The following is a 20,828-nucleotide window of genomic DNA, read 5'->3' on the forward strand; positions in this document are numbered from 1 at the left end:
ACGATATGACCGACAGCATCCGCTTCATCCTGAATGGCGAGGACGTCACGCTTGGCGATGTCCGGCCGACTGAGACGCTTCTCGACTATCTCCGGTTGAAGCGCCGGCTGACCGGCACGAAGGAAGGATGCGCGGAAGGCGATTGTGGCGCGTGCACCGTCCTCGTCGGACGGCTGATCGACGGCAAACTGCACTATGAGTCCGTCAATGCCTGCATCCGCTTCATGGGATCGCTGAACGCCACCCATGTCGTTACCGTCGAGCATCTGGCTGCCAAGGACGGCACGCTGCATCCGGTGCAGCAAGCAATGGTCGATTGCCACGGTTCGCAGTGTGGGTTCTGCACGCCGGGCTTCATCATGTCGATGTATGGCCTTTGGCTTTCCAACGACAAGCCGAGCCGCGCCGACATCGAAAAGGCGCTGCAAGGCAATCTCTGTCGTTGTACCGGTTATGAGCCGATCGTGAAGGCCGCCGAGCAGGTGAGTCACACCCGTCCGAGCGCGCTCTTCGACCCGCTCGAGAAGACCCGCTCCGAAATCATCTCGCGCCTGTGGGCGATGCGGAACAGCGAGACCATCTCGATCGCGACGGCAGAGGGCCGGCTCGTCCTCCCGGGATCGCCGGACGCGCTGGCGCGTGTGCTGGCCGAAGAGCCTGCGGCCACCATCGTCGCGGGATCGACCGATGTCGGGCTTTGGGTAACCAAGCAGATGCGTGCCTTGGATCCGGTTGTCTTCATCAACCATCTGACCGATCTGCAATCGATCACCGCAGGCGATGGCGGCTTCACGATCGGCGCAGGCGTCACCTACAGCCGCGCCTTCGAGACCATCGCCAGGAAGGTGCCTACACTTGGCCGTCTCATCAACCGCATCGGCGGGGATCAGGTGCGCAACATGGGCACGATCGGCGGCAATATCGCGAATGGCTCGCCGATCGGCGACACGCCACCGCCCTTGATTGCCCTTGGCGCCACCGTGACGCTGCGGTCTCTGGACGGAGCGCGCATGCTGCGGCTTGAGGACTTCTTCATCGCTTACGGCAAGCAGGATCGGCGCCCCGGTGAATTCGTAGAGAGCATCTTCGTGCCCTATCCTGCCGAGGACACGCAATTTGCGGTCTACAAAGTCACCAAGCGCCGTGATGAGGACATCACCGCGGTTCTCGGAGCATTCTATCTCACGCTGGACGACGAAGGCGACGTCAACGACATCCGGATCGCCTTTGGCGGCATGGCAGCAACGCCGAAGCGCGCGCGCCATGTCGAGAACGCGCTGATGGGCAAACCCTGGACCGAACAGACCATCGAGGCGGCCCGGGCAGAATTCGACGCCGACTTCCAGCCGCTGACCGACTGGCGCGCAACGGCCGAATACCGCCAACTGACGGCGAAAAATCTGTTGACGCGCTTTTTCCTGGAAACATCAGGAACGCCGGCTGAACTCCACCGCTTCGAAGAGGTGGCATAATGGACAAGTCGAGCTTCGCCGATCCCAAATTCATCATCAACGGCGCGATGCACGACGCGCAGCGCCACGATTCCGCGCACAAGCATGTGACTGGCTCTGCCGACTACATCGACGATCTTCCTGAGCCTGTCGACCTGCTGCACGGCGCTTTGGGCCTGTCCGACCGGGCGCACGCCGAGATCGTCAGCATGGACCTCTCGGAGGTCGAAGCAACACCGGGCATCATCTGGGTGTTCACCGGCAAGGACGTCCCAGGCGTCAACGACGTCAGTTCCAACGGCAGCCATGACGAACCATTGCTCGCCGAGAAAAAGGTCGAATTCCACAACCAGCCGATCTTCGCCGTCATTGCCGAAACGCGCGAAATTGCGCGGCGAGCGGCCCGTAAGGCGAAAATCGAATATCGCGATCTGCCGCACTGGAGCGATATCGATGGCGCGCTTGCCAACGGCAGCCCGCTCGTCATCACACCCATGACCCTGCAACGCGGCGATGCGAAGACGGAAATGGAAAACGCGCCGCGGCGTCTCAAGAGCCAGATGCGCATCGGCGGCCAGGAGCATTTCTATCTCGAAAGCCATATCGCCATGGCGATCCCCGGCGAAGATGACGAGGTTACTGTCTGGTCGTCAACCCAGCATCCAAGCGAGATCCAGCATATCGTCGGCCACGTCCTCGATATCCCGTCGAACGCGGTAACGGTGAATGTCCGCCGCATGGGTGGCGGCTTCGGCGGCAAGGAGACACAGGGCAACCAGTTCGCAGCCCTTGCCGCAGTCGCCGCCAAGAAGCTGAAGCGTGCGATTAAGTTCCGGCCCGACCGCGACGAGGATATGGCCGCAACCGGCAAGCGCCACGATTTTCTTGTCGATTACGAACTTGGCTTCGACGACGACGGGCGGATCCACGCAGTCGAAGCGACCTACGCCGCCCGTTGCGGCTTCTCTTCGGATCTCTCGGGGCCTGTCACCGACCGCGCACTGTTCCATGCGGATTCCAGCTACTTCTACCCGCATGTTCACCTGGTATCGAAGCCGCTGAAGACTCACACCGTCTCGAACACCGCCTTCCGCGGTTTCGGCGGTCCGCAGGGCATGCTCGGTGCGGAACGCTTCATCGAGGAAATTGCCTACGCCGTCGGCAAGGACCCGCTCGATGTCCGCAAACTGAACTTCTACGGACAGCCCGGCTCGGGTCGCACGCTCACCCCCTACCACCAGGAAGTCGAGGGCAACATAATCGGCCGCATCGTCGATGAGCTTGAGGAAAGCGCCGACTATCAGGCGCGCCGCAACGCAATCGTCGAGTTCAACCGCAACAACCGCTATATCCGCAAAGGCATTGCACTGACACCGGTGAAGTTCGGCATCTCCTTCACCATGACCGCCTTCAACCAGGCAGGCGCCCTCGTTCACGTTTATCAGGACGGCTCGATCCACCTGAACCACGGCGGCACGGAGATGGGCCAAGGTCTCTACACGAAGGTAGCGCAGGTGCTGGCCGACAGCTTCCAGGTTGACATCGAGCGAGTAAAGATCACGGCCACGACGACAGGCAAGGTCCCGAACACCTCGGCCACGGCAGCATCGTCAGGATCGGATCTTAACGGCATGGCGGCTTACGATGCCGCCCGCCAGATCAAGGAGCGGCTGGTCGCTTTTGCCGCCGAAAAATGGGGCGTGCCGCCGACGGACGTTGTCTTCTTGCCGAACCGCGTCCGGGTTGGCGACAAGGAGTTTGCCTTCCCCGATTTCATCAAGCAGGCCTATTTCGCCCGCATCCAGCTTTCCGCCGCGGGCTTCTACAAGACGCCCAAGATCCATTGGGATCGCGCGGCCGGCCGCGGCACGCCGTTCTACTATTATTCCTACGGCGCGGCCTGCTCGGAAGTGTCGATCGATACGCTGACCGGCGAATACATGATCGAACGGACCGATATTCTCCACGATGTCGGTCGCTCACTGAACCCGGCGATCGATATCGGTCAGGTCGAGGGGGCATTCGTTCAGGGCATGGGATGGCTGACAACGGAAGAGCTGTGGTGGGACGAGAAGGGTCGGCTGCGCACGCACGCACCCTCGACCTACAAGATCCCCCTCGCCTCAGATCGCCCGAAGAGCTTCAACGTCCGGCTGGCGGAATGGTCGGAGAATGCCGAACATACGATCGGCCGATCCAAAGCCGTCGGCGAACCGCCGTTCATGCTGGCGATTTCGGTGCTGGAAGCGCTTTCGATGGCGATCGCCAGTGTTGCGAACTACAAGGTCTGCCCTCGGCTCGACGCACCGGCAACGCCCGAGCGCGTACTGATGGCCGTCGAGCGAATGAAGAAAGCCTAACAAAAAGGGCAGCACCTCGGGTGCTGCCACTCCCTGCCTCACGGCCTATCGCCGGAACTCGATGTCGCAGCGCGGCTCGCGCCCGTCCATAAAACCGAGGTCGCGCTTGATGCGATCCGGCATACCCTCGAGTTCCAGCCTGTCCCATCCCGAAAGCCGACGCAGCAGTCTCCGGCCAAGGTCGGACAGCCAACTAGAAGCCCGGGCAGCCCTTGCTTGCTTGTCCTGCTCGATTGCGGCGCAATCCATGACATCACCTTAATAATCTGATCTATTCGATTGCAGATTGCGCCTATAAATGCTGCAATTCCAATCGAACGATCATCTGCACGCATAAAGAGAGCTTATCCATGAAGCTGTCGAAGCAGTTTCCGTTGAACGCCTTGCGGGTCTTCGAGGCCGTCGCGCGACTCGGCAGTTTCACCAAGGCGGGCGACGAGCTCGGCATGACGCAAACGGCCGTCAGCTACCAGGTAAAACTGCTGGAGGAGAATATCGGAGAGCCGCTCTTTCTGCGGCGTCCGCGTCAGATCGCGCTGACCGACGCTGGCGAGCGGTTGGCGCCCAAGGTGACAGAAGCCTTCGCGATGTTGCATGAAGCGATGGCGTCGGTTCGCGAGCAGATCGAGGACACGCTGATCATCCACTCGACGGCCACTTTTGCGCAACAATGGTTGTCACGCCATATCGGCTCGTTTCAGTTGAAGCATCCAAATATCGCCGTACGGCTAATCACCTCGGGATCGCTGGTGGATTTCAATCGCGAGGCCGCCGATATCGCCATTCGTTGGGGCAAGGGCGACTGGCAGGGGTTGACCGCACATAAGATCATGAGTCTCGATTTCACGCCGATGTTGAGTCCGGCGCTGGCCGAGAAGGCAGGCGGCATCAACACGCCCGCCGATCTGCTGCGTCTGACACTGATAAGTGCGCGGGACCCGTGGTGGCTGCAGTGGTTCAATGCCGCCGATGTCGATAACCCGGGTCTGGAAAAGTTTCCGAAGAATGAATTCGGCACTCAGGTACTGGACGCCAATATCGCGATGGCCGGCCAAGGCGTCGCTATTCTCAGCCCCGGCCACTTCCTGGAGGACATTGCCGCGGGACGGCTCTATCAGCCGTTTGCCTTAACGGCCAATGACGGGCGAGACTACTGGCTGGCCTATCCGGAGACCCGTCGCAACGTTCCGAAGATCAAGGCATTTCGAAACTGGATTCTCGAGGAAATGAACTTCACCGGGACCGACGACAGCTAATAACCCATCTGCGGCGCGTAGAAGCAGCGCGGCGTATCCTCATTCGGGAACAGGCAGAGATGGTAGTCGCCGTCACCTGAACGCATGGCCTTTCCCATAGGAAGCAGGAAGACATGCGCGTGCGTGACAAGTCGGTGATCGCCCGGCAGCAGCGTCACCCGATAACCGCGCGGCGTGATCGCCACGCTTTTCGGCGGGATCATCTGGCAATCCCCGGTTTCGCTATCGCCGTTGCAACAGAAGGGCTCGTAGCTCCAGCCGGACGGTGCGTCATGGCCGTAAGCGCCGGACGCGAATGCAATCATCACACACACAAGAATGCTGCGCATTGGCATCTTCTCCGTTGATGAATGCGCCGCCGGAATGAAGCGGTTTCCACCTCATCCCGGCGGCTTCAAAAATGAAACTGTAATCGAAGCGTTACATTTCAAGCCACTTCACGTGCTGCGAGGCGGCGTCGACGAACCGCATTTTCAAAGGTGCTTTACCATTCATGGCGTTCACCAATCGACCGTTGGCAAGCCGTCTCCACGATGGCTGACATCTCCAGCACGGAAGAGCATCCAATGAAAAAACGTCGATATGTTGGCTTAGTCCGCGGCGTTTGCCGGGGAACATCTGTTCGGGCAGAGAATCTGATTTGCGCGGCGAGATCCACAAGATCAGCTACCTCGGACATTGATATGGTTTGTGTATTACGGCCGTATCGGGATCGAGTTCGTTCGCGTTCGAAGGACAAGACAGAACAAACGCGAGCTTCGACGCAATCGGTCATAGGAGCTGGACCGTCCTGTCGATCACCATCTCCCGGGTCAGCATGCTTCCGATAAGACAAGACCGCCTTGATCTCTAACCGAGCATGAAATCAAAACAACGCGTCTGGCTTTTCCCATAGGTTTTGAGCCTAGGACTGCGTGCATGCTTCCGTGGCACCTTTTCAAAAGTTCGTTACCGCGATCGACTGGAGGTTATTCTCGCGCCAATAGCTCCTAGCGAGCCGCCAATCCCCTTTCCTCCGGGCACGACTTTCTGCAATGTGACGAGTCGAGGGAAGAACAGGGGAACTCAATGTATGAATATGCCATCGCGTGGGAATGGTTGGCCTTTGCGGCCCGCTGGTTCCACGTCATTACCGCGATTGCCTGGATCGGCTCGTCGTTTTATTTCATTGCACTCGACCTCGGCCTGGTGAAGCGGCCGCATCTTCCGCCCGGCGCCTATGGCGAGGAGTGGCAGGTTCACGGCGGCGGCTTCTATCACATCCAGAAATACCTCGTGGCCCCGGCGCAGATGCCGGAGCACCTCACCTGGTTCAAGTACGAAAGCTATTTCACCTGGCTCTCCGGCTTCCTGATGCTCTGCATCGTCTACTATGGCGGCGCCGATCTCTTCCTCATCGACCGTCATGTGCTCGACATCAGCGCGCCGGTGGCGATCCTGATCTCGCTTGCCTCGCTCGCCGTCGGCTGGATCGTCTACGACCTCTTGTGCAAATCGCCGCTCGGCAAGAACACCTGGGGCCTGATGGCGGTGCTCTACGCCGTGATCATCTTCATGGGCTGGGGCTATACGCAGCTCTTCACCGGCCGCGCCGCCTTCCTGCATCTCGGCGCCTTTACGGCAACGATCATGTCGACCAACGTCTTCATGATCATCATCCCGAATCAGAAGATCGTCGTCGCCGACCTGATCGCGGGGCGTACGCCTGATGCGAAATACGGTGCGATCGCCAAACAGCGTTCGCTTCATAACAACTACCTGACGCTGCCCGTCATCTTCTTCATGCTGTCGAACCACTATCCGCTGGCTTTCGGCACTGCCTACAACTGGGTAATCGCGGCCCTCGTCTTCCTGATGGGCGTCACCATCCGCCACTGGTTCAACACGACGCACGCCCGCAAGGGTCGCCCGACTTGGACCTGGATCGTCACCGTCATCCTCTTCATCCTGATCATGTGGCTGTCCACGGTGCCCAAGGTGCTGACCGGCGAGAAGGATGCGCAGGCCGTCGCTCCTGCCTTCCAGGAATTCGCCGGCGACGCGCATTTCCCCGCGGTCAAGCAGCTTGTCGGCACGCGCTGTTCGATGTGCCATGCCGCCGAACCTGTCTATGAGGGGCTGGCGCGTCCGCCGAAAGACGTCGTTCTTGAAACCGATGCGGAAATTGCCGCTCATGCCCGCGAGATCTATATACAGGCGGGCCGCAGCCACGCCATGCCGCCCGGCAACGTGACCGATATCACCCCGGATGAGCGCAAGCTACTCGTCGCTTGGTTCGAAAGCGCAGTCGAAGGCAAACAGGAATGATGTCAGCCGCCCTTCGCCTCATGCTCCTTGCGTCAATTCTGACCGCTTGCGGCAAGAGCGGTGCGGACGCAACGACAGCGAAGGGCAGCCCGACCGCACCTGCAGGCTATTTTGCGGCCGATCTCAACGCGCTCGGCACGGAGCCCTTCTGGGCGATCAAGATCCGCACCGACGGCCTCACCTTCAGCCGCCCGGGCGCCGAGGACGTGAAGAGCGCCAACCCCGGTCCGGTCATTGAGAACGATCGCGCCACCTGGACGATCGCCGACGGACCGGCGCCCTTCAAGCTGACGCTGACCAAAGGCGAGTGCTCCGATGGCATGTCCGATCGCCACTACACACTGAACGCGGTTCTGGTATTCGCAGACAAGACCATGTACGGCTGCGCCGACACTCCGGCGGCCATTGCCGCCCAGCCGGCGCTCTGACGCGAACGGCGTAACAAGAAGACAATCGACAGAGGCAGAAAGCCATGACACATACCCTCCTCCGCGGCCGCCTGCTCTCCTTTCTGCGCACACCCCAAGATCTTGGCGATAGCGGAAGCTATCTTTATGAAAGCGACGGCGGCCTCTTGATCAAGGACGGCTTGATCATTGCCTGCGGCGCCTATGACCAGGTCAGCGCGCAAGCTCCCGCCGATACCGTGACCGTCGATCATCGTCCGCATCTGATCATGCCTGGCTTCATCGACATGCACCTGCATTTCCCGCAGATGCAGGTGATCGCCTCCTACGCCGCAAACCTGCTTGAATGGCTGAACACCTACACCTTCCCCGAAGAGTGCCGCTTCGTCGAAAGCGGTCACGCCCAGCGGATCGCAACGCATTTCTATGATGAGCTGCTGCGCCACGGCACGACGACGGCTGTCGCCTATTGCTCCGTCCACAAGACCTCAGCCGATGCCTTCTTCGCCGAAGCGCTGAGACGCAACATGCGTATGGTCGGCGGCAAGGTGATGATGGATCGCAATGCCCCTCAGGGCCTGCTCGACACCCCACAGATGGGCTACGACGAAACCCGCCAGATCATCGCCGAGTGGCACGGCAAGGGCCGGAACCACGTCGCAATCACCCCCCGCTTCGCGATCACCTCGACGCCGGCGCAGATGGAGGCGACGCAAGCGCTTGCCCGCGAGTTTCCCGACCTGCACATCCAGACGCATCTCTCCGAGAACCACGACGAGATCAAGTTCACCTGCGAGCTCTATCCCGAGGCGATCGACTACACCGACATCTATGCCCGCTACGGCCTGCTCGGCGACAAGACGCTCTTCGGCCACTGCATCCATCTTTCGGATCGCGAAGCCGATGCGATGAGCGAGGCGGGTTCGGTTGCGGTCCACTGCCCGACCTCGAACCTCTTTCTCGGTTCCGGTCTCTTCCCGCTGAAGGCGCTGGCACGCCGCGAAAAGCCGGTTCGAATAGGCGTCGCCACCGATATCGGCGGCGGCTCCAGCTATTCGATGCTGCGCACCATGGACGAGGCCTACAAGATCCAGCAGCTGCTGGGCGAACGCCTGAACCCGCTGGAGAGCTATTACCACATGACATTGGGCAACGCCCGGTCGCTGTCACTTGCCGACAGGATCGGTACGCTCGATGTCGGCTCCGACGCAGATATCGTCGTCCTCAACGCCGCCGCGACGCCCGCCATGGCGCTGAAAATGGAGGTCGTGAAGACGCTGCCGGAAGAACTCTTCCTGCTGCAGACCATGGGCGATGACCGCGCGATCGTGGAGACCTACGTGGCGGGCGTCGCAGCCAAGAGCGCGATCTGAGATCCGCCGCCCTTTGAGGTCGGCGCCTGCCCGCAAACAGCGGGCGGATTTCGCGCACCTCACCGCCGGTAGCGAAGCGCATTGACCAGCAAGGCGAAAGCCGGCGACGTCTGCCGGCGGCTCGGATAGTAGAGGTGGTATCCTGGGAAAGGCGCGCACCAATCCTCAAGCACGCGAACGAGCCGTCCATCGGACAGGGGCTGTCGCACCAGCGCCTCCGGCACGAACGCCAGACCGAGCCCTGAAAGGGCTGCATTCAGCCGTAGCTGCGCATTGTTGAATACCAGCTGCCCCTCCACGCGCACCTTCACTTCGCGCCCGTCCTTCTCGAATTCCCAGGCATAGACCCCGCCATAGGTCGGCAGGCGCAGGTTGATGCAGTTGTGGTCGGTGAGATCGGCGGGCGTCTGTGGCTTCGTCCGCCGCCCGAAATAGGCAGGCGCTCCCACGACAGCCATCCGCATGTCCGGCCCGATGCGCACGGCGATCATGTCCTTCGCGACCTGCTCGCCGAGCCGAACGCCGGCGTCGTAACGCTCGGCGACAATATCGGTCAGCCCATAATCGACGATGATCTCGACATTGATGTCAGGATAATCAGGCAGCAGCTTTTCCAGCGCCGGCCAGAGCAAAGCGTCGGCGGCGTGCTCTCCCGCCGTGATGCGGATCGTACCAGCAGGCTTCTCGCGAAATTCGCTGAGCGCAGCCAACTCGCTCTCGATCTCGTCGAAACGCGGCCCGATCGAACTCAGCAGCCGCTCGCCTGCCTCTGTCGGCGACACGCTGCGTGTCGTGCGCGTCAATAGCCTCAGGCCGAGGCGTGTCTCAAGGGCGCGGATCGTATGGCTGAGCGCCGATTGCGACACGCCGAGCTTGGCCGCGGCCTTCGTGAAGCTTCTCTCCCGGGCCACGGCCAGAAAGGCGATGAGGTCATTGATCGATTGCCGCGTCATTCATGAATCTCACTCATAAGCTTATGCCGTTTATACCATCTAATCGCAGGAAAGCCTCCGCACTAGATCTTCCTCCGAACGTCAGCCGAGCACTACGCTCCTGAGCTCACGAAAGGACGAAAGATGAAAATCAAGCGAAACGGCTCCGATCCATCCGCCAAGGGACCGGCGGATTATTTCACCGGGACGGTCCGCATCGATGCGCCGTTCAGCGCGACAGCGCCGGCGCGCGTCGGCGGTGCAACGGTGACCTTCGAGCCCGGCGCTCGCACCGCCTGGCACACGCATCCGCTCGGTCAGACGCTGATCGTCCTCTCAGGCAGCGGTCGCGCGCAGCGCGAAGGTGGACCCGTCGAGGAAATCCGCGCCGGCGACATCATCTGGTTCGAACCGGGCGAGAAGCACTGGCACGGCGCATCCGCAACAACAGCCATGGCCCACATCGCGATTGCCGAAGCCCTCGACGGCAAGGTGGTCGACTGGATGGAAAAGGTCACCGACGAACAATACCAGGGCTAGAAAAGGAAAATTCCATGCAGAAGCGCACACTCGGAAAAAGCGGCCTCGAAGTCTCCGCGCTCGGCCTCGGATGCATGGGCCTGAGCTACGGCTACGGCCCGGCAACGGACACCGCGGACGCGATCAAATTGATCCGCGCCGCCTTCGAACGCGGCGTCACCTTCTTCGACACCGCGGAAGCCTACGGTCCCTGCAAGAACGAAACCTTGCTCGGCGAGGCGCTGGCGCCGTTCCGCGACAAGGTCGTCATCGCCACCAAGTTCGGCTTCAACTTCGGCCCAGATGGCGGCCAGAGCGGCATGAACAGCCGTCCCGCCCATATCAGAGAGGTGGCCGATGCGGCGCTGAAGCGCCTCAACACCGGCGTGATCGACCTCTTCTACCAGCACCGTGTCGATCCTGACGTGCCGATCGAGGATGTCGCCGGCACGGTCAAGGACCTGATCCGCGAGGGCAAGGTCAAGCATTTCGGCCTTTCCGAAGCCGGCGCCAGGACGATCCGCCGCGCGCATGCGGTGCAGCCCGTTGCCGCCCTCCAGAGCGAATATTCGCTGTGGTGGCGCGAGCCGGAACAGGACATCCTGCCGACGCTCGAGGAACTCGGCATCGGCTTCGTTCCGTTCAGCCCGCTCGGCAAGGGCTTCCTGACCGGCGCGATCAACGAGGCTACGACCTTCGACAGCAAGGACTTCCGCAACGTCGTGCCGCGCTTTTCCGCCGAAGCACGCAAGGCCAATCAGGCGCTCGTCGATCGGCTGGGCGAGATCGCCCGCGAAAAGGGCGCGACGCCAGCGCAGATCGCGCTTGCTTGGCTGCTGGCTCGCAAGCCCTGGATCGTTCCGATCCCCGGCACGACGAAGATGCACCGCCTGGAAGAGAACATCGGCGCCGCCGCCGTGCAGCTGACGGCTGACGACCTTGCTGCTATCGAAACCGCGCTCGCCGGCATAAAGGTCGAGGGCGACCGCTATCCGGCACACCTGCAGGCACGGATCGACCGTTGAGCGGCGACCAAGCGAACGGAAGGGGCCTGTCATGACTGACGGTATCAAAAACAAAGTCGTCGTGATTACCGGCGCGAGCAGCGGCCTTGGTGAAGCTGCGGCCCGACGCCTGGCTCGAGACGGCGCCAAGCTCGCTCTCGGCGCCCGGCGTCTCGACCGGCTGAATGCGATCGCCGGCGAACTCGGCCTCGGCAGCGATGCCGTTGTCGAGACCGACGTAACTAAGGTCGATCAGGTCAGACGGCTGGTCGACCACGCCGTCCGGCTGCACGGCCGCATCGACGTCGTCATCAACAATGCCGGCCTGATGCCGCACTCTCCACTAGAGCGCGGCCAGGTCGAGGATTGGGACCGGATGATCGACGTCAACCTCAAGGGCGTGCTCTACGGCATTGCCGCAGCGCTGCCCTACATGAAGGAGCAGAAAAGCGGCCATGTCATCAACGTTTCTTCGGTGGCCGGCCACAAGGTCAATCCGGGTGGCGCCGTCTATGCCGCGACCAAGTATGGCGTGCGCGTCATTTCCGAAGCTCTGCGGCAGGAGGTGAAACCCTACAACATCCGCACGACGATCATCTCGCCGGGCGCCGTTGCGACCGAGCTGCCGGACAGCGTCACCGAACCTGACGTCGCCGAGCGCATCCGCAAGGTCTACGAGATGGCGATCCCGGCCGATTCCTTCGCGAGCATGGTTGCCTTCGCCATGAGCCAGCCGGAGGATGTCGACGTGAATGAAATCCTGTTCAGGCCAACCAGGCAGGAATATTGACACGGAAGGCGGCCGCATCTTGCCGCCTCTCACCACCGACGGGACCTGGAGGACCCTTACGTGATCATGCACATGGGGTCGAGCATCGACGGCCGGATCGTACCGTCTCAATGGCCGCAGGAGATGACCGCCGCCCTCACCGCGATCTATGAGCGCCTGCACCAGCAGATGAACGGCGACGCCTGGCTTGTCGGACGCGTGACCATCGCCGAATTCGCGAAAGGCGACCCCCGCCCTGCCGAAGCCGTCGAGGCTTTGCCTCGCACCAGTTGCAAGGCGCCAGGGGCTTCAGAAGGTCCATACGCCGTTGCCGTCGATCAAGGCGCCAAACTGCAAATGAACATCGACGCGATCAACGGCGATCCGATCGTGATGATCCTGCCGAAAACGGCGCCTGACAACCATCTGGCAGAACTCCGCCGCGATGGCATCTCCTATATCTTCGCCGGACGACAAGAGATCGACCTTGCTCTGGCGCTCGAACACCTCCGCGCAGACTTCGGCATCGAGCGGTTATTGCTCGAAGGCGGCGGCAGCATCAACGGCAGTTTTCTGTCGGCCGGGCTCATCGACGAAATCAGCCTGCTGATCCTGCCCGTCGCCGACGGTGGTAGGAACATGCCGATGACCTTCGACCGCGCGCCAGCGCCGGCAAAGCCCCTGTCGCTCGTTTCGGTGGAGCAGCTCGAAGGCGATATCGTTCACCTGCGCTACCGCGCGCGGTAACGCCGGCAGCGGCTAGCCTGACCACGAGATCGATTTCAGCGCGTCCATGGCAACCCGGATGATCGGTACGTTGCGGATGTCGGCATGCACGACCAGCCACAGCTCCCGCATCAGAGGCTGAGCCTGCGGGATCGCCTCGACGAGATCATCAACACCCGCGAGCATGAAATTCGGCAGCATGGCAATGCCCCCGCCGGCGCGCGCCGCCGCCAGCTGAAATTCCAGCGTCGTGGCTCTTAGCGCCACCTTCCTCTCCTCGGTTGCCTCGGCAAGCCGGATCGACTGGGGTGCGCTTGCCATCGTTTCGTCATAGGCAATGAAGGTTCTCTGCGCCTCCGGCGTCGCGGCCAGATAATCAGCCGTGGCGTAGAAGCCGAAGGCGATATCTCCGAGCTTGCTGATGACGAAATTGCCCTGCTCCGGCTTCGTCATGCGAACCGCAACATCCGCCTCCCGCCTGTCGAGCGAGGCGTAGCGCGTCTCGCCGACGATGGTGATGCCGATGTGAGGATGCCGTACCCGCAAGGCGACGAGCGCTTCCGGCAGCATCGCCGCCGCAAGTGTCGGCGGCGCGCTGATCCGGACCTCTCCGGCAAGCGTCGCACCGGCGGCAAGCCCCAGCCGTTCGACGGCCTGCGCCTCCTGCCCCATCCGTTCCGCCATTCCGGCGGGCGACGGTCGCGTGCTCCACACCAAGGGCACGAGCCGCCCCGAGCAATGTTCCGGCGCGAGCGAGCGCCGCGAAATAGCGAAGGCTTTCCCAATCGATCATTGTTAATTTTTTCCCATTCAATGAGAAACAATAGGGAATTTTCGATCATATCGCCATCCGCGATGATGCTTAAAACAGCAATCGGAGAGTACACATGGATAAGGTCGTTACGCTTCTCGCCCCTGGCGGTATCGAACAATTGCAGGTTTCGGAGCAGGCGCCGCAAGCGCCTGGTGCATACGAGATCCGCATCCGCCATGATGCGATCGGCATGAATTTCCTCGATATCTACCACCGGCGCGGGCTCTACGCCTTGCCGGCCTACCCCGCCGTGCTCGGCGTCGAAGGCGCCGGCACTGTCGAAGCCGTGGGGAGCGCAGTCACCGACCTGAAGCCCGGCGACCGCGTCGCCTATGCCGGCGCACCCGTTGGCGCCTATGCTGCGACGCGCCTCTTACCGGCGGCCCGCGCCGTTCGCCTGCCCGATGGTGTGTCGTCAAAGGTCGCGGCCGCGTCCATGCTGAAGGGGCTGACAGCCTACATGCTGCTGACGAAGACCCATCGCGTCGAGCTCGGAACCACCGTTCTCATCCACGCCGCCGCCGGCGGCCTTGGAAGTATTCTCGTGCGATGGGCAAAGCATCTGGGCGCCACAGTCATCGGAACCGTAAGCTCGGAGGAGAAGGCCGATCTCGCCCGCAGCCACGGCGCGGACCATCTGATCGTCGGCCGCAACGCTGATGTCGTCGTCGCGGTTAAGGCGCTGACTAACGACGGCGGCGTCGATGTTGCTTATGACGGCATCGGTGCCGGTATGCTCGCAAAGTCGATTCAGTCCGTACGTCCGTTCGGCGTCGTGGCCACGATTGGACAGGCCGGCGGGCCGATCCCTCCTGTCGCCGTCGACGCGCTTCGCCCCGGAAAATCGCTGACGCATCCAAGCATCATGGCTTACATCACGGACACTTCGGCCTACCTGACAGCGGCCGAAGCCGTGGTCAAAATGCTGGCATCAGGCATCACCGCGACAATTGCCCGCGAATACCCTCTCGAGGAGGCTGCGCAAGCCCAGCAATACCTCGAAGACGGGCGTGCCGCAGGCAGTCTGATTCTTGTTCCGTAGGCGACGAAAGAGATACACAAAGCCTCGGAAATCATGTTAAGGGCCATGGCGTTATTCAGATGTGAAAGTCTTATCCATGGCCACGCCTCTCACAATCGCCGACCTGAAAACCCTTGCCCAGCGCCGCGTCCCGAAGATGTTTTTCGACTATGCGGATTCCGGCGCCTGGACGGAGTCGACCTACCAGGCGAACGAGAGCGATTTTGCCAAAATCAAGCTGCGCCAGCGCGTGCTTGTCGACATGACGAACCGCACGCTCGAGACGACCATGGTCGGCCAGAAGGTCTCGATGCCGGTTGCTTTGGCGCCGACCGGGATGACCGGCATGCAGCATGCCGACGGCGAAATGCTGGCGGCCCGCGCCGCCGAAGAATTCGGTGTTCCGTTCACCCTGTCGACGATGAGCATCTGCTCGATCGAAGATGTCGCCTCGGTCACCACCAGACCCTTCTGGTTCCAGCTCTACGTGATGCGCGACAAGGATTTCGTGCTCAACCTGATCAACCGTGCCAAGGCGGCAAAGTGTTCGGCCCTGGTGCTGACTGCCGACCTGCAGATCCTCGGCCAACGCCACAAGGACCTGCGAAACGGCCTCTCCGCGCCGCCTAAGTTCACGCCGAAGCATATCTGGCAGATGGCGACGCGCCCCTTCTGGTGCCTGGACATGCTGCAGACAAAGCGCCGCACCTTCGGCAATATCGTCGGCCATGCAAAGAATGTCTCTGACCTTTCCTCGCTCTCCTCCTGGACGGCGGAGCAGTTCGATCCGCAGCTGTCCTGGGCCGATGTCGCCTGGATCAAGGAGCAGTGGGGCGGCCCGCTGATCATCAAGGGCATCTGCGACGTCGAGGACGCCAAATCGGCCGCCGAAACCGGCGCCGACGCCATCATCGTCTCCAACCACGGCGGCCGCCAGCTCGACGGCGCCCCCTCGTCGATCAGCATGCTGGAACCGATCGTCGATGCCGTCGGCCACAAGATCGAAGTGCACCTGGACGGCGGCATCCGCTCCGGCCAGGACGTGCTGAAGGCCATCGCCTTCGGCGCTAAGGGCACCTATATCGGGCGCCCCTTCCTCTACGGCCTCGGCGCCATGGGCAAGGAAGGTGTCACACTCGCCCTCAGCATCCTGCGGAAGGAAATGGATGTCACCATGGCGCTCTGCGGTAAGCGCGACATCAACGACGTCAACGCATCGATCCTGCTCGGCCGTCAGTAAGAAAGAGCTACGGTATCCAGCCCGTCGCGAGCGCGCCTGCCCACTCCGGGCGGGCGTTTTCTTTTGCGAGTCGCGACATGGCCATGTGGTCGTAGGCGACAGTGCGGAAGATCGGGAGCCAGCCGGTCTCACGCTTCTCCAGTATGCAATAGGACGCCAGTGGATGGCCGGTGTCGACCTTGTGGCGGTGCGGCAGGTCATCGTCATAGGCCGGGCAGCCGACGCTGCCGGGATTGACGATCAGCCTGCTATCGCTGAGGCGAACTATTCGCGGGATATGGCTGTGGCCGCAGAGGATCAACGGGAAATCCGCGCCCTCGGCCAGCGCCTCGATCTCCACCAGCGGCTTCAAAAAGACATGGCCTTCCGTAGACACGGACTCGAGCCAATAGGTACTGTCGTTCGCCGGCGCCGCGTGGCAGAGGTAGACCTCATCACGGTAGACCGCGCTCGGCAGCAGCCCGCGCAACCATTGCAGGTCGTCCGCCGTTAGTTGATCAAACGCCGCGGCATCGGAAGCGTGCATGGCCTCGCGCTGTTGTTCGATCAAATAGCGGTCGTGATTGCCGCGGACGGTCAGCATGTCCCACGCCCGCAGCAGCTCGGCGGTTCGCCCTGCTGTCAGCGGGCCACTAAAGCAGTCGCCGAGATTGACGATATCGGTAATGCCCTGCGCCGCGATATCGGCCAGCACCGCCTCCAGCGCCAGATGGTTGCCGTGAACATCCGCGATCGCCGCAAATCGCATGGCTTAGCTACCGCGATAGGTCGAGTAGCCGTAGGGCGAGATCAACAGCGGCACGTGGTAATGCGCGGTCGCGTCGGCAATGCCGAAGCGGATGGGCACGAGGTCCAGAAAGGCCGGGTGCGGCAACGCGATGCCCGCCGCGCGCAGATAGTCGCCAGCATGAAAGAGCAGTTCGTAAGTTCCCGCCTTGAAACTGTCGCCGATCAGGATCGGCCCGCCGTCGACGCGGCCGTCGGAGTTGGTCCTGACCGTCTTCAGGTGACGGCGGACGTCTCCTTCAACATGAAAGAGATCGATCCTCAGCCCCTCGGCCGGCTTGCCGGACGCGGTATCGAGTACGTGGGTGGTCAGTCCGGTCATAGGCTGGGCTCGCTGATGATGTAGGGCGTTTCGAAGAAGTATTCTTCCAGGTTGTCGCCGGGTCCCTCGCGATCGACAACAAGGAAATCACTGACGGCATTGAGCGACATCAGCGGATGGTGCCAGACGTTGCGGCGATAATTCACGCCTTGATTGCCTCGCGCCAGGAACACCAGAGGACGACCGGGCCGGCCGTCCTCGTCCTCCGCGGCGACAACGAGGTAAGGGCAACCGGAGATCGGCGAGAAGCTCTGGCTGCCAAACGGATGCCGCTCCATCAAGCCTATCTCATAGGGAAAGACCCGAGGCTGGCCGCGAAAGAGGTTGATGATGACGCGTGCGCCCTCGCCCACCGCTTCGGCGACAGCGAGCGCATGGAACCGCTCGGTCGTGCCGTTGTTGATATAGCGCATCGTTGCCGGATCGGCTTCGATGACGTCGCCGAAGGGCGCGAAGGCGGATTTGGTCAGAGGAAGAATATCGAGGAGTTGAGACATGTCGCTATTCGCCTTGCATGCGCCAATGGCGTATCGACTGAAGCTGCGAGATAAGGTCCGCCAGGTCGCATCTGACGGTGCCCCAAATGGCCGAAAGATCCGCACGGTAATAGTCGCGCACAATTAGATTCCGCATTCCCTTTATCTTTGACCAAGGAAGTTCGGGATGATCGCGAATGAAATCTGGTTGGTTCATGCCAATACGAGCCGCCGCCTCGCCTAAAAGGACCAGCGACATCGTCACAGCCAGTTGGGTTCTGAGGTCCGCCAGAAAGGCGCTTTCGGTCATACCGTCGGTTAGCGCACGTGCCTGCTCGGCAGCCTGCTGCATGCGATCGATGTACTCCACCAGCCGTTCGACGCTCATACCGCGATCGCCGCCGAAAGAACGCGTTCGCGTATCCTGTCCGGCAACCCTCCGGGTGTTACAAGATCGACCTTTACACCGAGCGTCTCCCTCAATTCCTCCAGCAACCCGCCGAGATCGAATAGACTCGTGCCCGGCAACGTATCCACCAGAATATCCAGATCGCTGTCCGGCCGATCTTCACCCCGCGCCACCGAACCGAAGACACGCGGGTTCGCCGCGTTGAAGCGCTTCGTCGCTTCGCGGATCGCCTGCCTGTTCTTCTCCAACGCTTCTGAGGGCTTCATAACGCAACTATAAGTCACGGGCGCAAAAGAGAAAAGTACCACGGAAACGCTGTCTCAGCGCCCCGGCAACATCGTTTCCAGTCGCAGGAACGCGATACGTTCGACCTGAGCGGTGGCCGTTTCGAACTCTTCGTCGCGCGTGTTGTCGATGCGTTTTTCAAAGGCTGCCAGGATATCGTCCTTGTTCAAGCCCTTGATCGCAATGATGAAGGGAAAGCCGAACTTCTCGACGTAGGCCGTATTGAGCTCGGTGAAACGGGCATGTTCCTCCGCACTCAGCCGGTCGAGCCCGGCGCCTGCCTGCTCCTTCTTGCTGTCTTCGGTGAGTTCGCCGGCTACCGCAAGGCGTCCTGCAAGATCGGGATGGGCGCGCAGTACGCCCAGCCGCTCCTCCGGGCTCGCCGCCCGGAAGATGGCGACGAGCGCCGTATGCACACGATCCACCGTCAATTCATCTCCGACGAAACCATCGTCATAGGCACGCTCGGCAATGAACGGCGAATGTTCGAAAACACCGCCGTAGCGCGATACGAACTCGTCACGCGAAAGCATCAGATCGTCTCCGGCTTGTGGTGCGTATGCCAATGCTGGGCGATCTCGAGACGCCTTGGGATCCAAACCTTGTCATGCTTCAGCACATATTCCATGAAGCGCTTCAGCGCCGCCGCGCGGCCGGGTCGACCGACCAAGCGGCAATGCAGGCCGACAGACATCATCTTCGGGCTGCCCGCCTTACCTTCGTCATAGAGCGTGTCAAAAGCATCCTTAAGGTAGGTGAAGAACTGATCGCCCGAGTTGAAGCCCTGCGGCGTGGCGAAACGCATGTCGTTGGTCTCAAGCGTATATGGGATGATCAGGAACGGCTTGTCGTCGATGCCCTTGACCCAGAACGGCAGGTCGTCGGCATAAGAGTCCGAGGAATAAAGAAACCCGCCCTCCTCCATGACGAGGCGCAGCGTGTTGTCGGAGGGCTTGCCCTGGTACATGCCGTAGGGCCGCTCGCCGGTCAGTTCCGTGTGCAGGCGCACCGCTTCCTGGATGTGCTTGCGCTCGACGTCCTCCTGGAAATCCTTGTATTCCAGCCAGCGGTAGCCATGGCTGGCGATCTCCCAGCCGGCCTCCTTCATAGCCGCAAGCGCCTCCGGGTTGCGGGCCATGGCAAGTGTCACGCCATAGACAGTCGCCTGAACCTTGAGCTCCGTGAACATCCGCCACAGGCGCCAGAAACCGGCGCGCGAGCCATACTCATAGATCGATTCCATGTTGAGGTTGCGCTGGCCCGGCCAAGGCGCGGCACCGACGATTTCCGACAGCAGATTCTCGGAAGCCGGATCGCCATCAAGGACACAGCTCTCGCCACCCTCCTCGTAATTGATAACGAACTGGACGGCGACGCGCGCGTCGCCCGGCCACTTCGGATCGGGCGTATTGCGTCCATAACCGGTCAGATTGCGCGGATAAGTCTCGGATACCATGAAATCACCTTCCTGAAAGTCGGCGAAACGGTAGCATCCAGCGAGGGAATGTCGAGACGGAAAGTACGCAACAGAGTTTCGCCTTTACGGCACAAAGCCTTAGGCAAATGCAGGCACACGATCCCGCCGGGCACTGACCTTGCCCATCGGATGCAGCGAATGCACGCGAAACGGCCCGCCATTCCCCTCTTCGATCATCAGAGCGACATTCGCCACCTTGATAGGATTGGCAAGCATCGGCTCGAAGACATTGCGAAGCGCCTGCTCCACCCTAGGCATGTCACACTGACTGACAGGGCCGGTCAGCGGCATATGGAATCGAAATTCGTCCATAACATAGGGGCTTCCCCAGCGATGCAGGTTCGTGAACTGCGCCGCCGACAGACCGCCGGGATCCGTACGCTCGATTTCCGCCTCGCTCAACGGCGCACGAAAACGATCGAACTCTTGAACAACGGCGCAGGCGAGATAGTGAAGATGCTCGCAGGGCATCGACGGAACGAGGCTATAGAAGCCGCCGAACCGCGCGACCTCCAGCTTCCTGATCTGGAACGGCGAAAGCGTGCCGCCGAAGCGCATGAGATCACGCAAAAGTTGCGCTTCCGACATGTCGGCGGCAAGGCGGAAGGGCGCCTTCAGAACACCGTGAAAGCCGTAGCGGCGCGGCATGGCTGTATGGAAGGCAATTTCGTGGATGCTCAGTCCACGGATGGCGGTCGGCTCGACCATCTCCCCGGAAAACACATTCCGGCCCAACCAATTTGCGGCCACGTGCGAGAGCGGGTCGCTCGCAGCGGGCGTAAAGCAGATGGCATAGCGCATGCGATTTCCTCCGTCGAACATACGGCGCGGCCATCCGTCGGCGCCGCGGTCGCGCTAGCAGATAGGTGATTTGCATGACAGATTAACGAAAGG

23 protein-coding genes and 1 pseudogene are annotated in these 20,828 nt (G+C 61.4%); 12 read left to right on the plus strand and 12 right to left on the minus strand.

Going from position 1 to position 20,828, the window contains the following annotated elements:
• Positions 1-5 precede the first annotated feature (5 nt).
• A complete protein-coding gene (gene xdhA / locus ATY79_RS03715; RefSeq protein WP_088695249.1) occupies positions 6-1,472 on the plus strand; it encodes a xanthine dehydrogenase small subunit in 1,467 nt (488 codons plus the stop codon).
• On the plus strand, positions 1,472-3,811 hold the full coding sequence (gene xdhB / locus ATY79_RS03720) for a xanthine dehydrogenase molybdopterin binding subunit (RefSeq protein ID WP_088695248.1): 2,340 nt from the start codon (positions 1,472-1,474) through the stop codon (positions 3,809-3,811). Before xdhA ends, xdhB begins: the two co-directional genes overlap by 1 nt.
• Before the next feature lie 45 nt (positions 3,812-3,856).
• On the opposite strand, the gene ATY79_RS03725 is transcribed toward xdhB, so the two are convergent.
• The gene (locus tag ATY79_RS03725; RefSeq protein WP_088695247.1) at positions 3,857-4,060 is read right to left on the minus strand and encodes a hypothetical protein; all 204 of its coding nucleotides are present in this window, start codon (positions 4,058-4,060) and stop codon (positions 3,857-3,859) included.
• A 101-nt stretch (positions 4,061-4,161) separates the two neighbouring features.
• Between ATY79_RS03725 and ATY79_RS03730 the strand changes: the two genes are divergently transcribed.
• Entirely contained in the window at positions 4,162-5,067 is a 906-nt protein-coding gene (locus tag ATY79_RS03730) for a LysR substrate-binding domain-containing protein (protein ID WP_088695246.1), read from the plus strand.
• Here ATY79_RS03730 and ATY79_RS03735 read toward each other — a convergent pair.
• The gene (locus ATY79_RS03735; RefSeq protein WP_088695245.1) at positions 5,064-5,396 is read right to left on the minus strand and encodes a hypothetical protein; all 333 of its coding nucleotides are present in this window, start codon (positions 5,394-5,396) and stop codon (positions 5,064-5,066) included. The two genes, ATY79_RS03730 and ATY79_RS03735, sit on opposite strands and share 4 nt — an antisense overlap.
• Before the next feature lie 739 nt (positions 5,397-6,135).
• Here ATY79_RS03735 and ATY79_RS03740 point away from each other — a divergent pair.
• Genes ATY79_RS03740 through guaD form a run of 3 tightly spaced genes read left to right on the plus strand, consistent with a single transcriptional unit; the run spans position 6,136 to position 9,154 of the window.
• Positions 6,136-7,374 (plus strand): urate hydroxylase PuuD, encoded by a 1,239-nt coding sequence (locus ATY79_RS03740; protein ID WP_088703088.1) that lies wholly within the window; start codon positions 6,136-6,138, stop codon positions 7,372-7,374.
• Positions 7,371-7,802 (plus strand): hypothetical protein, encoded by a 432-nt coding sequence (locus ATY79_RS03745; protein ID WP_088703089.1) that lies wholly within the window; start codon positions 7,371-7,373, stop codon positions 7,800-7,802. The genes ATY79_RS03740 and ATY79_RS03745 overlap by 4 nt, the downstream gene beginning before the upstream one ends.
• A gap of 44 nt (positions 7,803-7,846) precedes the next feature.
• Entirely contained in the window at positions 7,847-9,154 is a 1,308-nt protein-coding gene (guaD, locus tag ATY79_RS03750) for a guanine deaminase (protein ID WP_088695242.1), read from the plus strand.
• 59 nt (positions 9,155-9,213) lie between these two features.
• Here the strand turns inward: guaD and ATY79_RS03755 are convergent, their stop codons facing one another.
• Entirely contained in the window at positions 9,214-10,107 is an 894-nt protein-coding gene (locus tag ATY79_RS03755) for a LysR family transcriptional regulator (RefSeq protein ID WP_088695241.1), read from the minus strand.
• Positions 10,108-10,230: 123 nt separating this feature from the next.
• Between ATY79_RS03755 and ATY79_RS03760 the strand changes: the two genes are divergently transcribed.
• The 4 genes from ATY79_RS03760 (at position 10,231) to ATY79_RS03775 (ending at position 13,125) form a co-directional block, all read left to right on the plus strand.
• Complete coding sequence (locus ATY79_RS03760; RefSeq protein WP_088703090.1) at positions 10,231-10,626, plus strand: cupin domain-containing protein; 396 nt, start codon at positions 10,231-10,233, stop codon at positions 10,624-10,626.
• Between the two features lie 14 nt (positions 10,627-10,640).
• Positions 10,641-11,630 carry an aldo/keto reductase gene (locus tag ATY79_RS03765; protein ID WP_088703091.1) on the plus strand — a complete coding sequence of 330 codons (990 nt, stop codon included), beginning with the start codon at positions 10,641-10,643 and terminating at the stop codon, positions 11,628-11,630.
• Positions 11,631-11,661: 31 nt separating this feature from the next.
• A complete protein-coding gene (locus tag ATY79_RS03770) occupies positions 11,662-12,399 on the plus strand; it encodes an SDR family oxidoreductase (protein ID WP_088695238.1) in 738 nt (245 codons plus the stop codon).
• A gap of 66 nt (positions 12,400-12,465) precedes the next feature.
• Complete coding sequence (locus ATY79_RS03775; RefSeq protein ID WP_088703129.1) at positions 12,466-13,125, plus strand: RibD family protein; 660 nt, start codon at positions 12,466-12,468, stop codon at positions 13,123-13,125.
• 12 nt (positions 13,126-13,137) lie between these two features.
• Here ATY79_RS03775 and ATY79_RS03780 read toward each other — a convergent pair.
• Positions 13,138-13,897 (minus strand): annotated as a pseudogene (locus tag ATY79_RS03780) (LysR family transcriptional regulator).
• A gap of 94 nt (positions 13,898-13,991) precedes the next feature.
• Between ATY79_RS03780 and ATY79_RS03785 the strand changes: the two are divergent.
• On the plus strand, positions 13,992-14,960 hold the full coding sequence (locus ATY79_RS03785) for a quinone oxidoreductase (protein WP_088695236.1): 969 nt from the start codon (positions 13,992-13,994) through the stop codon (positions 14,958-14,960).
• A gap of 76 nt (positions 14,961-15,036) precedes the next feature.
• The gene (locus tag ATY79_RS03790) at positions 15,037-16,179 is read left to right on the plus strand and encodes an alpha-hydroxy acid oxidase (protein WP_088695235.1); all 1,143 of its coding nucleotides are present in this window, start codon (positions 15,037-15,039) and stop codon (positions 16,177-16,179) included.
• A gap of 7 nt (positions 16,180-16,186) precedes the next feature.
• Here ATY79_RS03790 and ATY79_RS03795 read toward each other — a convergent pair whose 3' ends face one another.
• From ATY79_RS03795 to ATY79_RS03830, 8 genes are all read right to left on the minus strand, one after another.
• Positions 16,187-16,927, minus strand: coding sequence for a metallophosphoesterase family protein (locus ATY79_RS03795; protein ID WP_088703092.1), 741 nt, complete (start codon positions 16,925-16,927; stop codon positions 16,187-16,189).
• 3 nt (positions 16,928-16,930) lie between these two features.
• On the minus strand, positions 16,931-17,287 hold the full coding sequence (gene uraH, locus ATY79_RS03800) for a hydroxyisourate hydrolase (protein ID WP_088695233.1): 357 nt from the start codon (positions 17,285-17,287) through the stop codon (positions 16,931-16,933).
• Positions 17,284-17,784, minus strand: a complete 501-nt coding sequence (locus ATY79_RS03805) for an ureidoglycolate lyase (RefSeq protein ID WP_088695232.1) — start codon at positions 17,782-17,784, stop codon at positions 17,284-17,286. Before ATY79_RS03805 ends, uraH begins: the two co-directional genes overlap by 4 nt.
• Before the next feature lie 4 nt (positions 17,785-17,788).
• Positions 17,789-18,151, minus strand: a complete 363-nt coding sequence (locus tag ATY79_RS03810) for a HepT-like ribonuclease domain-containing protein (protein ID WP_088695231.1) — start codon at positions 18,149-18,151, stop codon at positions 17,789-17,791.
• Positions 18,148-18,438, minus strand: coding sequence for a nucleotidyltransferase family protein (locus tag ATY79_RS03815; protein WP_088695230.1), 291 nt, complete (start codon positions 18,436-18,438; stop codon positions 18,148-18,150). The genes ATY79_RS03810 and ATY79_RS03815 overlap by 4 nt, the downstream gene beginning before the upstream one ends.
• 54 nt (positions 18,439-18,492) lie before the next feature.
• The gene (gene uraD / locus ATY79_RS03820; protein WP_088695229.1) at positions 18,493-18,990 is read right to left on the minus strand and encodes a 2-oxo-4-hydroxy-4-carboxy-5-ureidoimidazoline decarboxylase; all 498 of its coding nucleotides are present in this window, start codon (positions 18,988-18,990) and stop codon (positions 18,493-18,495) included.
• Positions 18,990-19,913, minus strand: a complete 924-nt coding sequence (puuE, locus tag ATY79_RS03825) for an allantoinase PuuE (RefSeq protein ID WP_088695228.1) — start codon at positions 19,911-19,913, stop codon at positions 18,990-18,992. The genes uraD and puuE overlap by 1 nt, the downstream gene beginning before the upstream one ends.
• A gap of 99 nt (positions 19,914-20,012) precedes the next feature.
• A complete protein-coding gene (locus ATY79_RS03830; protein WP_088703093.1) occupies positions 20,013-20,735 on the minus strand; it encodes a DUF1045 domain-containing protein in 723 nt (240 codons plus the stop codon).
• Positions 20,736-20,828 lie beyond the last annotated feature (93 nt).

Source organism: Rhizobium sp. R693, from assembly GCF_002211315.1.
In the GTDB taxonomy this organism is placed as follows: Bacteria; Pseudomonadota; Alphaproteobacteria; order Rhizobiales; family Rhizobiaceae; genus Rhizobium.